This is a genomic window from Jeotgalibacillus campisalis, from assembly GCF_000829515.1.
Taxonomy (GTDB): domain Bacteria; phylum Bacillota; class Bacilli; order Bacillales; family Jeotgalibacillaceae; genus Jeotgalibacillus; species Jeotgalibacillus campisalis.
This window is the reverse complement of sequence record NZ_JXRR01000010.1, coordinates 62,476-76,334: the sequence shown is the minus strand read 5'-3', so window position 1 is coordinate 76,334 and position 13,859 is coordinate 62,476. Positions and strand designations below refer to the sequence as shown.

At 42.1% G+C, this 13,859-nt stretch carries 20 protein-coding genes; 7 read left to right on the top strand and 13 right to left on the bottom strand.

Annotated features, from left to right (window positions below; genetic code table 11):
- Positions 1-14: 14 nt before the first annotated feature.
- The 7 genes from KR50_RS05530 to KR50_RS05500 form a co-directional block, all read right to left on the bottom strand.
- Positions 15-518, bottom strand: a complete 504-nt coding sequence (locus KR50_RS05530) for a MogA/MoaB family molybdenum cofactor biosynthesis protein (RefSeq protein WP_041055954.1) — start codon at positions 516-518, stop codon at positions 15-17.
- A 128-nt stretch (positions 519-646) separates the two neighbouring features.
- Positions 647-1,660, bottom strand: coding sequence for a GTP 3',8-cyclase MoaA (gene moaA, locus KR50_RS05525; RefSeq protein ID WP_041055953.1), 1,014 nt, complete (start codon positions 1,658-1,660; stop codon positions 647-649).
- Positions 1,661-1,728: 68 nt separating this feature from the next.
- A complete protein-coding gene (gene mobA, locus KR50_RS05520) occupies positions 1,729-2,334 on the bottom strand; it encodes a molybdenum cofactor guanylyltransferase (protein WP_052476815.1) in 606 nt (201 codons plus the stop codon).
- 14 nt (positions 2,335-2,348) lie between these two features.
- Positions 2,349-2,579: a molybdopterin converting factor subunit 1 gene (moaD, locus tag KR50_RS05515; protein ID WP_041055950.1), complete on the bottom strand. Its 231-nt coding sequence runs from the start codon at positions 2,577-2,579 to the stop codon at positions 2,349-2,351.
- Complete coding sequence (locus KR50_RS05510) at positions 2,576-3,034, bottom strand: molybdenum cofactor biosynthesis protein MoaE (RefSeq protein ID WP_041055948.1); 459 nt, start codon at positions 3,032-3,034, stop codon at positions 2,576-2,578. The genes moaD and KR50_RS05510 overlap by 4 nt, the downstream gene beginning before the upstream one ends.
- Positions 3,035-3,038: 4 nt before the next feature.
- Positions 3,039-3,551 carry a molybdopterin-guanine dinucleotide biosynthesis protein B gene (gene mobB / locus KR50_RS05505; protein WP_041055946.1) on the bottom strand — a complete coding sequence of 171 codons (513 nt, stop codon included), beginning with the start codon at positions 3,549-3,551 and terminating at the stop codon, positions 3,039-3,041.
- On the bottom strand, positions 3,542-4,810 hold the full coding sequence (locus KR50_RS05500) for a molybdopterin molybdotransferase MoeA (protein WP_041055944.1): 1,269 nt from the start codon (positions 4,808-4,810) through the stop codon (positions 3,542-3,544). The genes mobB and KR50_RS05500 overlap by 10 nt, the downstream gene beginning before the upstream one ends.
- Positions 4,811-4,904: 94 nt before the next feature.
- Between KR50_RS05500 and moaC the strand changes: the two genes are divergently transcribed.
- Positions 4,905-5,411 (top strand): cyclic pyranopterin monophosphate synthase MoaC, encoded by a 507-nt coding sequence (gene moaC, locus KR50_RS05495; protein WP_041055941.1) that lies wholly within the window; start codon positions 4,905-4,907, stop codon positions 5,409-5,411.
- A gap of 179 nt (positions 5,412-5,590) precedes the next feature.
- Here the strand turns inward: moaC and KR50_RS05490 are convergent, their stop codons facing one another.
- Together KR50_RS05490 and KR50_RS05485 are read right to left on the bottom strand one after the other, a co-directional pair.
- Entirely contained in the window at positions 5,591-6,613 is a 1,023-nt protein-coding gene (locus KR50_RS05490; RefSeq protein WP_041056064.1) for a ThiF family adenylyltransferase, read from the bottom strand.
- Positions 6,614-6,721: 108 nt separating this feature from the next.
- Positions 6,722-7,216, bottom strand: a complete 495-nt coding sequence (locus KR50_RS05485) for a GNAT family N-acetyltransferase (RefSeq protein WP_041055939.1) — start codon at positions 7,214-7,216, stop codon at positions 6,722-6,724.
- Between the two features lie 170 nt (positions 7,217-7,386).
- On the opposite strand from KR50_RS05485, the gene KR50_RS05480 reads away from it, so the two are divergent.
- The 3 genes from KR50_RS05480 to chrA all read left to right on the top strand — a co-directional run bounded on the left by KR50_RS05480 (position 7,387) and on the right by chrA (position 9,387).
- Positions 7,387-7,695: a DUF3243 domain-containing protein gene (locus tag KR50_RS05480; protein WP_041055937.1), complete on the top strand. Its 309-nt coding sequence runs from the start codon at positions 7,387-7,389 to the stop codon at positions 7,693-7,695.
- 187 nt (positions 7,696-7,882) lie between these two features.
- Entirely contained in the window at positions 7,883-8,191 is a 309-nt protein-coding gene (locus tag KR50_RS05475; RefSeq protein WP_041055933.1) for a PadR family transcriptional regulator, read from the top strand.
- A gap of 11 nt (positions 8,192-8,202) precedes the next feature.
- Positions 8,203-9,387 carry a chromate efflux transporter gene (chrA, locus tag KR50_RS05470; protein ID WP_041055930.1) on the top strand — a complete coding sequence of 395 codons (1,185 nt, stop codon included), beginning with the start codon at positions 8,203-8,205 and terminating at the stop codon, positions 9,385-9,387.
- On the opposite strand, the gene KR50_RS18440 is transcribed toward chrA, so the two are convergent.
- The 3 genes from KR50_RS18440 to KR50_RS05460 form a co-directional block, all read right to left on the bottom strand.
- Positions 9,382-9,546 (bottom strand): hypothetical protein, encoded by a 165-nt coding sequence (locus tag KR50_RS18440; RefSeq protein WP_156969469.1) that lies wholly within the window; start codon positions 9,544-9,546, stop codon positions 9,382-9,384. The genes chrA and KR50_RS18440 overlap by 6 nt on opposite strands.
- Positions 9,547-9,733: 187 nt before the next feature.
- The gene (locus KR50_RS05465; RefSeq protein ID WP_198134232.1) at positions 9,734-10,357 is read right to left on the bottom strand and encodes a YtxH domain-containing protein; all 624 of its coding nucleotides are present in this window, start codon (positions 10,355-10,357) and stop codon (positions 9,734-9,736) included.
- A 71-nt stretch (positions 10,358-10,428) separates the two neighbouring features.
- Entirely contained in the window at positions 10,429-11,148 is a 720-nt protein-coding gene (locus KR50_RS05460; RefSeq protein ID WP_041055927.1) for a hypothetical protein, read from the bottom strand.
- A gap of 77 nt (positions 11,149-11,225) precedes the next feature.
- Between KR50_RS05460 and KR50_RS05455 the strand changes: the two genes are divergently transcribed.
- The 3 genes from KR50_RS05455 to KR50_RS05445 all read left to right on the top strand — a co-directional run bounded on the left by KR50_RS05455 (position 11,226) and on the right by KR50_RS05445 (position 13,271).
- Positions 11,226-11,726 carry a metallophosphoesterase family protein gene (locus KR50_RS05455; protein WP_041055923.1) on the top strand — a complete coding sequence of 167 codons (501 nt, stop codon included), beginning with the start codon at positions 11,226-11,228 and terminating at the stop codon, positions 11,724-11,726.
- Between the two features lie 204 nt (positions 11,727-11,930).
- Positions 11,931-12,890 carry a D-2-hydroxyacid dehydrogenase gene (locus tag KR50_RS05450; protein ID WP_041055920.1) on the top strand — a complete coding sequence of 320 codons (960 nt, stop codon included), beginning with the start codon at positions 11,931-11,933 and terminating at the stop codon, positions 12,888-12,890.
- 117 nt (positions 12,891-13,007) lie between these two features.
- Complete coding sequence (locus KR50_RS05445) at positions 13,008-13,271, top strand: hypothetical protein (protein WP_041055917.1); 264 nt, start codon at positions 13,008-13,010, stop codon at positions 13,269-13,271.
- Positions 13,272-13,353: 82 nt separating this feature from the next.
- Here the strand turns inward: KR50_RS05445 and KR50_RS05440 are convergent, their stop codons facing one another.
- Positions 13,354-13,839, bottom strand: a complete 486-nt coding sequence (locus KR50_RS05440; protein WP_041055914.1) for a GNAT family N-acetyltransferase — start codon at positions 13,837-13,839, stop codon at positions 13,354-13,356.
- Between the last annotated feature and the right edge of the window lie 20 nt (positions 13,840-13,859).

Here is a 13,859-nt window from a genome sequence, read left to right as displayed (position 1 = left end):
GGTTTAATCTGCTTTTATTTCTGGATCTCCGTCACAATATGTCCTAATTCATTTAGAATTATTTTATTCATGGCGAGCTTCACTGCACCAGTTGAGCCCGGCATGGCAAAGATGACCGTTTCCTTTATGGTTCCGGCTATTGCCCGTGACAAAATCGCAGCCGAACCTATATCTTCGGTGTAGCTTAAATACCGAAAAAGTTCTCCAAATCCTATTACCTCTTTTTCCAATAACGGTTGAACAGCCTCAATGGTTACATCTCTTTTAGAGAAACCAGTTCCTCCACTCAACAAAATTGCATCCACTTTTGGATCCTGAATCCCGCTTTGAACTGCCCTTTGAATTAGCATTTTTTCATCTGGCACGATTTCATACCCTTTAATCTTGTGTGCATTTTGTTCTAATAACTCCATTATTGTTCTTCCGCTTTTGTCCGTTTCTTCTGTTCGGGAATCACTTATGGTTATTACTTTGCAGGCTGCCGGTTTCGCTGACATTTTTCTGTGGTCGGATAACATATTTCTCCACTCCTTCTTTTTGTTCCGATTATTTTGAAAAACGATGGCTTAATTTTTAGTGAAATTTACAGAGCGCCGGTTCTTTAATGACAAAAAAACAGGCGGAATTACTCCAGCCTGCCTTTTTGCTATCCCCCGATATAGGACATCTCGATCTTCTTTCTGTTTTTAGCGGTTTCTTCGGTTCGTTCGTCTGAATATCGGTCTTTCCGTTTATTCCATAGAATAGAAATTTCTTTCGTGACTTCTTCAAGAGAAGAGGCATTTCTCATAAACGTTTTCAGATCAAAACCTTCTGTTGCAAATAAACAGGTATAGAACCTTCCATCTGCAGAGATTCTTGCACGGGTGCAGGTTGAACAAAAAGAATCGGAAACAGATGAAATGACCCCCACTTCAGAGGAAGTGCCTGCATAACGATATCGGCTTGCTACTTCGCCATAATAGGCTTCCTCAAGAGGGTATACCTCAAATTTTTCATTTAAAAGTGAGACAATCTCTTTCTTTGTAACGACAGAGGATAGCTTCCAGCCATTTGTACTGCCGACGTCCATAAATTCGATAAATCGCAATGTAATATTCCGCTCTTTAAAATAAGAAGCCATTGGAATGATTTGATCATCATTAACGCCCTTTTGTACAACCATATTGATTTTCACTTCAAGTCCGGCATTAACAGCGGCATCAATTCCTTTGAGAACCGGTTTTGTGCTGACACTTCTTCCGTTCATCTTTTTAAATACATCCTCATCAATTGCGTCCATGCTGACATTGACGCGCTGAAGTCCGGCTGCTTTTAATTTTTCTGCATACTTTGGAAGCATCATTGCATTAGTCGTCAGCGCGATATCTTTTATACCATCAATTTCATACAGTTTTTCTATCAGCAAATGCAGGTCTTTTCTAAGCAGCGGCTCTCCGCCTGTTAAACGGACCTTTTCAACTCCAAGCTCTGCCATTGACCCGACAAGCTGGTGAATCTCGTCAAAAGACAAATACGCTTCTTTAGGAAGAAAGGCAAAGTCCGGTCCAAAAATTTCAGCTGGCATACAGTAGCTGCAACGGAAATTACATTGATCTGTAACCGATATTCTGATATCTTTCAGCGGTCTTGAGAAAACATCTCTTATTGGATCGGCCATATTCTATCTCCTTTCATTAGCGTTTTTAACTTTTCTGCAAACGCTGGATGATGTTAAGTCGAAATCAATTAAGCCTTATCGTTAATTGTTTTTAGCAGTACAAATGTTTTCTGATCGTTGATATTTTGAAAAGCCGATTTATCGATTCCGGAAACGTCTTCTGTCACTACCTTAACATGAAAGCGTTCAATCCACTCCATCATCCGAAAACTCCCCGAGGATAATTGGTTTTTCAAATGTGGAAGAGTATCTTTATGGTAGATCGCTGCTAACGGCTGCATCCTGCCTTCTGAAGAAGGAATGACTCCCTGAACTTCTTTGGATCTGTGATGAAGCAATTTACCGGCAGCATCCGAATTAAAATAGGGCATATCACAGGCGACAATAAAGTACCATTGTGCGTCACATTGCTCCATGGCAGCATAGATACCTGATAAGGGACCTTTTTCTGCATATGGCTCCTGATCCTGAATGACGGGATAAGACGTTTCCCCTTCAAACCGCTGCTTTAAATCAGGATGGCTGACAATCAGGATCTCCTCTGTAAAGGGGGAGAGCGCGTCGGCTGCGTGCTGATAAAAAGCTTTTCCATTCATCTTAGCGAACGCTTTCGGCTCCCCGAAGCGGGTAGATCCGCCGCCCGATAAGATGACTCCTGCGAGTTTCTCTCCCACTTTTATCTCCCCCTTTAACCGCCGCTCACCGGAGGAATTAATGCCACACGGTCTCCTTCTGATACAATGTCTTCAGGTGAAGCATATTCTTCGTTAATGGCTACCATTAATGAATCTGTCTCAATTGAAAAACGAGCAGAAAGCTCTGCAAGCAAATCGGCTACCGACAGCGAGGATTGCTCAATGGTAATTGTATCTTGTCCTGTTTGTTCTTTTAAATGAGCAAAGCATTGAACATGTATCATGAGGGTTTCACCTCCCCGGGTTTCCCATCTGAATAAGCTGTTTTTTGGAGCTGGTCCCCTATCCATTCTTCTCCATCTTCCCATTGTTCCTTTTTCCATATTGGCACGATCTGCTTGATCCGCTCGATTGCATATTCGTTTGCCTGGTAAGCGTCTTTTCGATGCGGGGTCGATACGGCGATTACCACCGCAATATCTGAAATAGCCAGTTTTCCTGTACGATGAGTAATTGCTGTCACCGCATCCGGCCATCTTTCTTTTATTTCATCCCCAATTTTCCTCAATTGCTTTTCTGCCATCTCTGGATACGCTTCATATTGAAGGGACAGTGTTCGTTTTCCTTTGGTAAATTCCCGGACGGTTCCGATAAAGTTAACGATGGCACCTGCCTCAGGGCGGACGACTTTAGCTGTTACTTCTTCAATTGCGATCGGTTGAGAAGTAATCTTGTACATGACTTTACCCCCTTAAGAAATCGATGAACCATCGACTGTATTTTTCTTCTTCCTCCCTTGTAAAAACCGGAAAGGATGTTTCATCTATTTTCACCGTTTTATCCCGAATAACGGCAACGATATTTGTCAGTTCAGATAAAAGCAACGTATCTTCTTGTTTGCCAATCATCACGATTTTCGAATAATGGGCCATTTTATAGCCTTCAACTAAAATGCCATCCACCTCTAGTCCTTGGTAAATAACAATAAGCTGATCAAGTGTCCAATGTCCTTTTTGATTGCTGAGCTGCAGCATGCCGTTACCTTCAACTGCACTGACGGCTGCACCTGCCTGCAAATGTTTATGGCTGTCTTTAGTAAGACGCGTTCCATCCGGCTCTCCACCATGTCCATGATGCTTAATGGAGCCTAATTGAAAGCCTTCTTTTACAGCACGCTTAATCAAAATTTGTGCGGCAGTCGTTTTGCCGCTGTTTTGATAGCCGGCTAGTTGAAGAATGGGAAGATTTACGTCCATGGCCACTCACTGCCTTCAGCTGATTCAAGAAGCAGTACATCAATGCGGTCTCCTTCGGCGTAGCCCCTTGTTCCTCCAGGCAGGACAATGAAACAATCGGCACCTGCAAGCGATGTGACGGCGCTTGATTTGTCAAACCCATTTGGAGCAGCAAACAACCCGTTTTCTTCGTAAGAAAGTTTGCTGCGAACGAAGCGGGTAAACGGATTTGGTTTAGGAAAGTCCTTTGATAATCTGGCTTTAACTTTTAAGAGATGCGGCTTCGTCTTAAATAAGCGTAGATTGATTACCGGCCGGACATATAGTTCGAAGCCAACAAAACAAGCAGACGGATTGCCCGATAAGCCAAATAGAAGTTTGCCATTGAGATGAGCCACTGTTGTGACACTGCCGGGTCTCATTGCAATTTTGTTAAATAAAACCTCTGCTCCGAGCTTGTCATAAATCGCAGGAAGAAAATCAAAATCTCCGACAGAAACGCCTCCTGTCGTAATGAGAATGTCTACTTGGTTTATCGCTTCCCGAATGGATGCATAGCAGCTTTCCAACTCATCATCGAGCTTTCCGAGCATTCTAACCTCGCCCCCGGCAGCAGTAATCTGTGCAGCTGCCATATAAGCATTGCTGTTGCGGATTTTACCCGGCTCTAATTCTTCACTTACATCAAGCAGCTCAGAACCGGTTGCATATATACCGATTAGAGGCTTCCGGGCTACTTCCACGTACTCATACCCGAAGGTCGCTAAAACGGCGACAACACCAGGTGTGATTTTCGTCCCTTTTTGAACAAGTACGTCGCCTTCTTTTGTGTCCTCTCCTGTAAAGGAAATATTATCTCCCTTTTTAAATGCACGCTTGATTGACATGCTTTCTTGTCCGTTCTTGGAAGTTTGAGTTGTCAGCTCGAGCATCACGACTGCATCGCATTCTTCAGGCATTTTTGCGCCAGTCATAATTCTTGCCGCTTCAAACTCGTTCACTTTTTTAGAGGCAACAAAACCCGCCCCAATGGTTTCTGTAATGGTAAATGTGACTGGATGGTCCTTTGAGGCATGTTTCGAATCTTTTGAACGGATTGCAAACCCGTCATAGGGAGACCGGTCAAATGGGGGAACAGGGTGCAAAGCCCTTAGATCCTCAGCAAGCGTTCTTCCGTATGATTGTTCGATATGTACTCTTTCTTTTTTACCTGACCCGGCAAGGGCGATTACACGGCTAACCGCTTCTCCTACAGGTATTGGCTTCCTTTTTTCAACCATAGAATGCATTCTCCCTTCTTCGCTGCAAAATCTGCGATTAACTAAGACTGACATGATACAATGACGAGTATTACTTATAAGCGAGGTGCTTTTATTGTCGGAATTTACACATTTTAACGAGCAGGGCAGAGCAAAAATGGTGGACATCTCTGAAAAATCACACACAACGCGCTCCGCAGCCGCTCAATCTAGTGTACTGGTTAATCAAGAAATCTATCAAAGTATAACGAATCAAACGATGAAAAAAGGGGACGTGTTAAGTGTTTCCCAAGTAGCTGGCATTATGGCAGCTAAGCAGACTTCAGCTCTTATTCCCATGTGCCACCCCATCTCCATCAGCGGAGTTGATCTTTCCTTCCGCTGGCAGGAAAAGAATGAAAACTATGAGCTTATTATTCTTGCAACGGTGAAAACAACCGGAGGCACCGGAGTTGAAATGGAAGCCCTGACTGCTGCATCTGTTTGCGCCTTGACAGTCTACGATATGTGTAAAGCGATCGATAAAGGAATCGTGATTGGTCCTACTTTTTTAAAGGAGAAAACGGGAGGAAAAAATGGAGACTATCACCGTCAAACGATTCCATCCACATTTATTGAGTGATTCATGTATTCTATTCTAGTTTAGAAGTTAAAAGCAAAAGTAGATGGCATTGAGCTTTTCTTCCTTCTACAAGGTTGTTCCCTGCTTAGTGAAAGACAAAACGTTCTGAAGAATGCATATCCCCCTGGTTCTATAATGGAATAAAGGGGGATTTTTTTGCTAAATAAATTGTATGCAACTCAGCTGAAAACTTTATGGTAGATTTTTTTTGCTTCTGTTATATTATCAGTTCCGTGAATTAACACCCGTCCATCTTCAAATACAACCAGCCGTTTATCCCTGATTTCAACGCTCAGTAAAAATTGATTGTATTGAACAGGCAGTCCTTGTGTGGTGAAAACCGCATTGAGGTCAGGCAGATTAATCTTTCTTCTCTCAGCAGGACGAATTTGAATGGTATTTCTGCCGCACAAAACAGCCGTTTTTAAACTATTTTGCGAGGATAAATACGGGTAAGACGGAGCCGTGCCACAGGATGGACAGCTGCTGTTCTTTAATTTTTTTACCTGAACAGCTGCATATGTATTTTGCCACAAATCAAATGTGATCAATTTGCCGCTGAGTGAATCCTGGTCTTCTACTAGTATCTTCAATGCATCTGCAGTTTGATGGGCGACAACCATTCCAACAGCAGCGCTTATAATCCCGACTGTGTCACAGGTCTGTCCGCCAGCAGACGGCATTTTATCCCATAAACACTGAAAGCAGGGTGTCTTGCCCGGAAGAATCGTAAAGGTCATTCCGCAGCTTCCGACACAGGCTCCATAAATCCATGGTATGCCCAATTTTTGTGACACATCATTTAAAACAAGCCTGGTATCATAATTATCAGTTGCATCAATAATTAAATCCGTCGGTTGCGCCAATTCAAGCAAATCTGTCCATGAGGCATCCAGTACATGAGATTCAATCTTCACATCACTATTGATTTGCTCAAGTCTGTATTTAGCTGCGATTGCTTTAGGCAATTTTTTTTGAGCGTCAATTTCACTGTATAATTGCTGTCGCTGCAAGTTGCTTACTTCTACATAATCACGGTCCACAATGGTCAGCTTACCGATTCCAGCACGTACTAGCGCCTCAGCATTTCCTGTGCCAAGAGCTCCAGCACCGACGAGCAGGACATGTTTTTTCTTCATTAATTGCTGTCCATGCTTGCCAATTGCCCCAAAAAGCTCTTGTCTTGAATATCGATCATCTATCACTGATCTCCCCCCTAATCCCCCAAAAATTCATGCGTAAAATAGTTTATTGAATAAAAGTGTCCCCTAAACATAGCAATAATCAGCTAGCGGAACAAGCTATTGTTTTCATCTGATTTCCAGTTTCATATATTCTTCATCAATATAAAGTCCATCCAGTTTTAGTGCTTTTCTTTCCAGTCCAAAGGATTTGAATCCCAGGGAAACATACAAGCTTTTCGCCGTTTTATTAGGTTCCGCTACGGCTAACAGGATCTGTTCTACTTCCTTTATCTCTTCAGCTTTTTTAATGGCCGTTTCCATTAGCTTTCTGCCAATTCCTTTTTTCCGGCAGCGAGGATCTACGTACATTGCAACAATATCTGATTTATGCTTAAGTTTTTCCTTTTTGTGCGGAATAAGTGTAACCGTCCCTATGAGCTCTTCTTCAATAAAGGCACCAAATGTATAAGAATCTCCTGATTCAAAACGTTTTTCAAATGCTGCCACAGTCAATTCCTTTTCTTCTTCATAGCTTGAAGCAAACGCTTCTGGATTTTGTAAGAGGGCTTGCAGTCGTAAGTCCCTATACGCTTTAGCATGATCGATGGTAAGCTGTATCATCCTTTTCCCCCTTCTATTACGAAACTATCTATTAACCAGTTTATAGCATTATAGCTGATTGTTTGCAGAGAAGAAAATAATCTTTCTGCAGCACATCGGCAGGTTTTGAATTTAACCTGCCGGGTATCCATATACTGTAACCAAAAATAGAAATATCAGGAGGTTTTATCATGAGTATCGAAAATAAAGTAGAAAAAGAGATTCAACAAACTGATAATGAACAAAAAGAGGAAATTCTTCAAAACTTTGACCGCTTCAAAAACTATCTGGGTGACCAGGTGTCCAAGGGTGAAAAGCTTGGATTAGGTGAAGAATCGTTAGCCAAAGGTGCAGAAAAAGTTGGAGATTATCTAGCTAAAAAAGAAGAACCGCGCAACCGTGAAGAAAAACTTCTTCAAGAGCTATGGGTTGTTGGAGATAAGGATCAGCGCCACCATCTTGCGCATATGCTTGTCCGCTTAGCACAGTCAACGAATTAAATGGTATCCATTAATAGTAGAGAGTGACCCGAAACCTGCTTGCCGGCAGGTTGAAGGTCACTCTTTTTTTGTTAAGACATTGTAAAAAGTATGGTTATCTGTTCTAAAGCCGATCAAAGACTGTTAGAATTTTTTTGTAGAGATTCGATATCGGTTATCAATGTGAAGTAAAAGAGGGGATTTAAACATGGAGGATAAAATTTTACGCAAGCTTTTTCTCGGTTTTATCCAAATTCATATTTTGCATCACGCTAAGGAAGAGCCGATCTACGGAGCGTGGATGGTTCAGGAACTAATGGAGCATGGATATACCATGTCATCGGGTACTCTTTACCCCATTCTGCACTCAATGGAAAAGGACGGTCTAATCACGAAACACGAACAATTGGCAGAAGGAAAAATTCGCAAGTATTATTCTGCTACTTCCAAAGGGATTCATGTCCTGAAAGAAGCTAGAAAAAAAGCAGGAGAACTTATGAACGAAATTAATGATTAAAGGAGACGGTTATGAAAGAAAGAGTAACGTTTCAGACACTATTTCAACTTTTACTCATTTCAACAAGGCTTGGCCTTACTTCTTTTGGAGGGCCGGTCGCTCACTTAGGTTATTTTCACGAGGAATACGTACGCCGCAGAAAATGGATTGATGAAAAAACCTATGCAGATCTCGTTGCGCTCTGCCAATTTCTTCCTGGCCCTGCAAGCAGTCAGGTAGGAATCGGCATTGGTGTGATGAGAGCAGGTACAATAGGAGGAATTGTATCGTTTATCGGCTTTACTTTGCCTTCTGTACTGGTTCTTATCCTATTTGCTCTCGCCGTACAAAGCTTTGATGCCGGCAATGCAGGTTGGCTGCAGGGCTTAAAAATAGTAGCCGTAGCTGTAGTCGCTCATGCCATCCTGGGTATGGCAAAAAACCTTACACCGGATTTAAATCGCAAGGCCATCGCTCTCCTTGCGCTGACAGTGACCTTGCTTTGGCAAACTACTTATTCACAAATTCTGGTGATTCTGATCGCCGGGATTATCGGTTATCTTTTGTTTAAAGAAATGCCTGCTGAACAAAAAAAATCATTTTCTTTTCCGATTTCAAAGAAATTTGGCGCTGTTTGCCTGATCTTGTTTTTCGGGCTGCTGCTTCTCCTGCCAATTCTGAGAGAAGCCACACAATGGGGCTGGATGGCAATGTTTGACAGCTTTTACCGGGCAGGTTCATTAGTCTTTGGGGGCGGGCATGTTGTTCTTCCGCTCCTCGAACGTGAATTCGTTCCGTCCGGCTGGATCAGCCAAGAAGATTTTCTTGCTGGATACGGAGCAGCTCAAGCAGTACCCGGTCCGCTTTTTACGTTTGCAGCTTATTTAGGTGCTGTGATGAATGGCTGGTCAGGAGGCTTGCTTGCCACTTTCGCTATTTTCCTTCCTGCTTTCCTATTGATTTTAGGGGCTCTTCCGTTTTGGAATCAGCTGCGGCAGAATGCTTCTATAAAAGGAGCTCTGACAGGGGTAAATGCTGCAGTTGCCGGCATTTTAATCTCTGCCTTTTACTTCCCGATTTGGACAAGCTCCATTGTTGAGCCGATTGATTTTGCTTTTGCAGCGATCTTATTCAGCATGCTCGTTTTTTGGAAACTGCCTCCTTGGGTAATCGTTTTAACTGGTGCAATTGGCGGAACCATTCTATCCTATTTATAGATCCTGCTCCACCAGGCAATGCTGCTTTTCAAAAGTGGAATGAGGCTGAGACAAAAGTGTCTCAGCCTCTTTGACCGGTTCACTGCGCTTCAGGCGGACGCTTTCCGCAGGGACGGAGCTTGAGCCTCCTCGGGCTGCGCCCTGTGGGGTCTCAAGCAACCGTCACATCCTGCAGGAGTCGCCACCTTCCGCTCCGTTCACCTCTTACTATTTATAAATACTACCTCGTTTTTAAAACTTTTTGGAGTTTCGTCCCGACCTCATTCTCTTTTTATGGATATAATCCTATCTTCCAGCTTTTATAAAATAAAAAAACCACCCGCTAGAAAGCGGATGGTTCATAGATTTATTTTCTTCTTGTGCGGCTTCCTGGAATATCTCCTTTAGGAGAAGCAGCTACAGTATCAGCACTTTTAGGATTTAAAGTAGCTGTGCTTGTGCCAGCTGATGATCCAGTGTTATTCGTTGAGCCAGACTGACTGCCGGAAGTACGGTTGTTGGAAGAAGAAGTATTTGAAGAAGAAGAGCTGTCGTCGCTGTCTCCTGTTACTTCACTTCCTGCTTCTGCTACCTGGCTGCCAATATCTTTAATGCCTTCTGTTGTTTCCTTTGCAGTATTAACGATATCAGATGCACTTTCTCTGATTTCTTCAACTTGAGGAACAACATCTTCATTGACTCTTTCATATAAGCTCTGAGCATCACTCATTGCATTCTTTAATACGTTTGCTGCAGATTTCAAGCGGTCCTGCAAATCATGTTTGATTTCAGAAGGGTTATCTTTAACTTTGGTTACGTAACCCATCGTCGAATCCTTTACACCTCTGCTGCCCGAAGTAACTGATTTACGTGTTGTGGAATCAAACATTGTGACTGCTCCACCAACCACTGCTCCTATTAAAACACCTTTTAAAAATTTACTATTTTTTTCTTGTCCTGTACTTGGATTATAATTTTGAGTTTGTGTCATGGTAAAGCCTCCTATAAAATTAATTTAATGTGTTAATTTTGTAGTTCCCTGCTTTACAATAAAATAAACGTTTAATTTTTCTCTTTTAGTCTCGCAAATACAATCCAGTGACCGAAATCTGTCTGTTCCAACCAGATTCCAATATATCCTTTTTCAAGAAACTGCTTGTGGCGATTGGTTTTATCCAGTCTAATATAAATATAAGAAGAACTATCTACCGGAAAATCATTTACCAGATGTTTGTAGAAAATATAGCGCGGCACCCCGCTGTGTTTTTCCTTCATTTGCACAATCATAAGTCCCTGAGAAAATTTGTCTTTTATGGACGGAACATTTAAAGGGGAGACCGTGCTGCACAGATGTGTAAAATAATCAGTGGAATATTTTAATTGCTGCATCAGTACTTTTGCCAAAATTTGCTGAAGATGGTTTCCGCGGTAATCTGGATGTACCAAAGAAATTTCCTGATGAACCACTTTCATTCTCTCTTGATAGGGGAGTTCAAGGTCATGGCCGATATTTTCACTGTCATCACCAGGATACAGCAGTGCTCTCAAACCGATTAAGTTCGCATTTACGAATGCACCAATCATTATGCCTCCGTCTGCAAGGATATACGTTACCTCTTTCTTCGTTAGCGGCTGCAGCGTTTCCTCATTCTCCAAACCTTCGGCTATTTCATCCTGGAAATCAAAAAATAGCTTCTCATCTTCCTGATCAAGCTGTCTTACGGTAAATTTTCTAACCGATTCTGTTGGCTGATGTGTTAGTTCTCCCTGGAATAGGTGCATACATTCGTATCTCCTTTATGTCGTTTCAATTCTATTGATACAATAGTTTAACATGGAATCTGAATGGAGTGAACAAAATGAATATAATCGTGTTATCGGACACTCATATGCCCAGAATGGCAAAAAAGTTTCCACCAGCTTTGCTGACTTACTTACACGAAGCTGATGCCATTATACATGTTGGTGACTGGCAAACTGAAGCAATAGCAGATGACCTAACTAAATTCGCACCTCTATATGGGGTGACAGGCAATGTGGATGAACCAGCTCTTCACCAAAGATTTCAGAAGTCTTTACTCCTATCCTTCGGTTCTCTGACGGTTGGAGTGACCCATGGTGATGGCAAAGGCAAGACGACTGAACAGCGGGCGATGGACCAGTTTAAGAATATACAGCCTGATCTTCTCTTATTTGGTCATTCTCATATTCCCGTTTATAAAAAAATAAACGGAACCATCTTATTCAATCCCGGCTCTCCAACCGATAAAAGAAAACAAAAGCAGTTTTCTTTTGGTCATCTTCAAATTAATGAGGATGAGTGGTCTATTAAACATGTTTTTTTCGATTCAAAAACATGAAAGAATAGATTAAAACCTTTCATAGCTTCTTTCGCTGCAGAAGGGGGATTTTCCTTTATTCGTCAGCGAATACTAAGAATTTAACCCTCTAAACAGCTTACTTTAATCGTGAAAGGGAATATAAAAAGGAAGCGGGCAATCGCCCGTTGCATCTAGAAGCATCTTTCTGAAAATAGTAATAATAACCTTGAGGAGGACACTGATATGTCAAAACGCACACTGATCATTACACAAAACCTTACATCAGATCTTGAAGAACAAGTACATAGTCTCTTGCCTGACTGGAACATCATTGCCGGAAAAGATTCATCCCACTGGAAATCCTGCATTCAGGAAGCTGAGGTCATCGCTGGCTGGAAAAAGGAAATGGAAGAGCTCTTAACAGATGAGTCCAAGCTTAAATGGCTTCAATCGTGTAGCGCTGGCGTGGATAACCTTTCACTTGAGACGTTTGAAAAGCGGAGCCAGCTCGTGACAAGTGCAAACGGTGTTCATGCGAATCCAATTTCTGAAACAATTTTCGCCATGATGCTCGGCTTAACCCGGCTGATTCACACCTATGTAAAACAGCAGCAAACAAAAACCTGGCATCACGCAGGGCTCGGTCTTGAAATGCATGGCAAAACACTCGGCCTTCTTGGAGCGGGGGCAATCGGAAAAGAAACGGCAAAGATCGCCAAAGCATTCGGAATGAAGGTGATTGGCATACGGAGAAGCGGCAAAGAAGAAGAAAATTTTGATAAAATGGTTTCCCTGAAAGAACTGACAAACATCCTTCCTGATTGTGATTATGTCGTCAATACATTGCCACATACGAAAGAAACAACCAATCTATTTGGTCCAGATCAGTTCAACGTAATGAAAGAGTCAGCCTTTTTCATTAATATTGGCAGAGGGGAAACGGTAAACGAAAAGTCGCTCATTGAAGCATTGCAGGAAAATAAAATCGCAGGTGCCGGTCTGGATGTATTTGAACAGGAGCCGCTTGAAGAAAACAACCCTCTTTGGGAAATGGATCAAGTCATCATCACGCCCCACACTTCAGGGGCGACGGAATACTATAATCAGCGTGTCATTGAAGATATTCTCATACCAAACTTAAAAGAGTATTTACAAAACGGGAAGCCTTCGATCAATTTAGTGGATTTTAATAAAGGCTATTAGCTTGCAGCACCTGAAACAATATATTTTGCTTCAGGTGCTTTTCTTTTTTTGATAAGATCTCCCCGCTTTAATCAAACATATACTACTATAAAGTGATTCTCAGGAGGTTTTCACCTTATGCAAAACCCGTATAATTGGTATATGTCCACACCTTTTCCCTATCCTTCCACTCAATGGAGTCCACCAGCGAATCCCTACGGTCAATTTGATCCAGTAAGTCAGCAATATCAATCCTTCATTCCGCTTTATGCGCAGGCGTTTCCTTTTTACACTCCGGGAGATCCTAAATTTCAGGCATGCAGAAGCCGGTGCAGTCTTTTAGGTTTAACACCAGGCACTCCTTCCTGGACCAATTGTGTATATAGCTGCATGCGCTTTTAAGCTGGACCTTCCCTGACGGATTGATAGTATGAGCGGTTGTTTGGAGAAGCAGCTGTTCGATCATCCAGTTTTTGCACTTTGATTAAACGGATTTAATCGAATAAATGGCTTGTTCCGCTCCAAATCTTGTAATGACCCGTTCAACTGTCATACCTGACTTTTCTAGCAGCCTGCATGAAGAACTATTTGCGGTTTGAGTTTCAGACACAAGTTTTGATAACTTCAATTCATCAAAAGCATAATTTATAATGAATGGAAGCGCCTCTGTTGCATATCCTTTTCCCCACCATTTGGGTAAAAACTGATAGGAAAGTTCAAGATCATTTCCTTCATGGTGAGGGTCTAAACAGACGGTGCCCATAAACCGATCCGTATTTTTTTCTCTCACCACCCAATAAAATAGGGTTTCACTTGAATGAAACACCCTCTCTATGACCGCCTGAATGGCATCTTCCTCAAGCACCCCGCCTAAGTATTTCCTTACGTCCTTATTCATATATAAAGCTTTTATCTCACCAGCATCCCGTGTGCAGACGTTTTTTATGATGCATCTTTTTGTTTCAAACAAATTGCTCTTCTCCCCTCGAA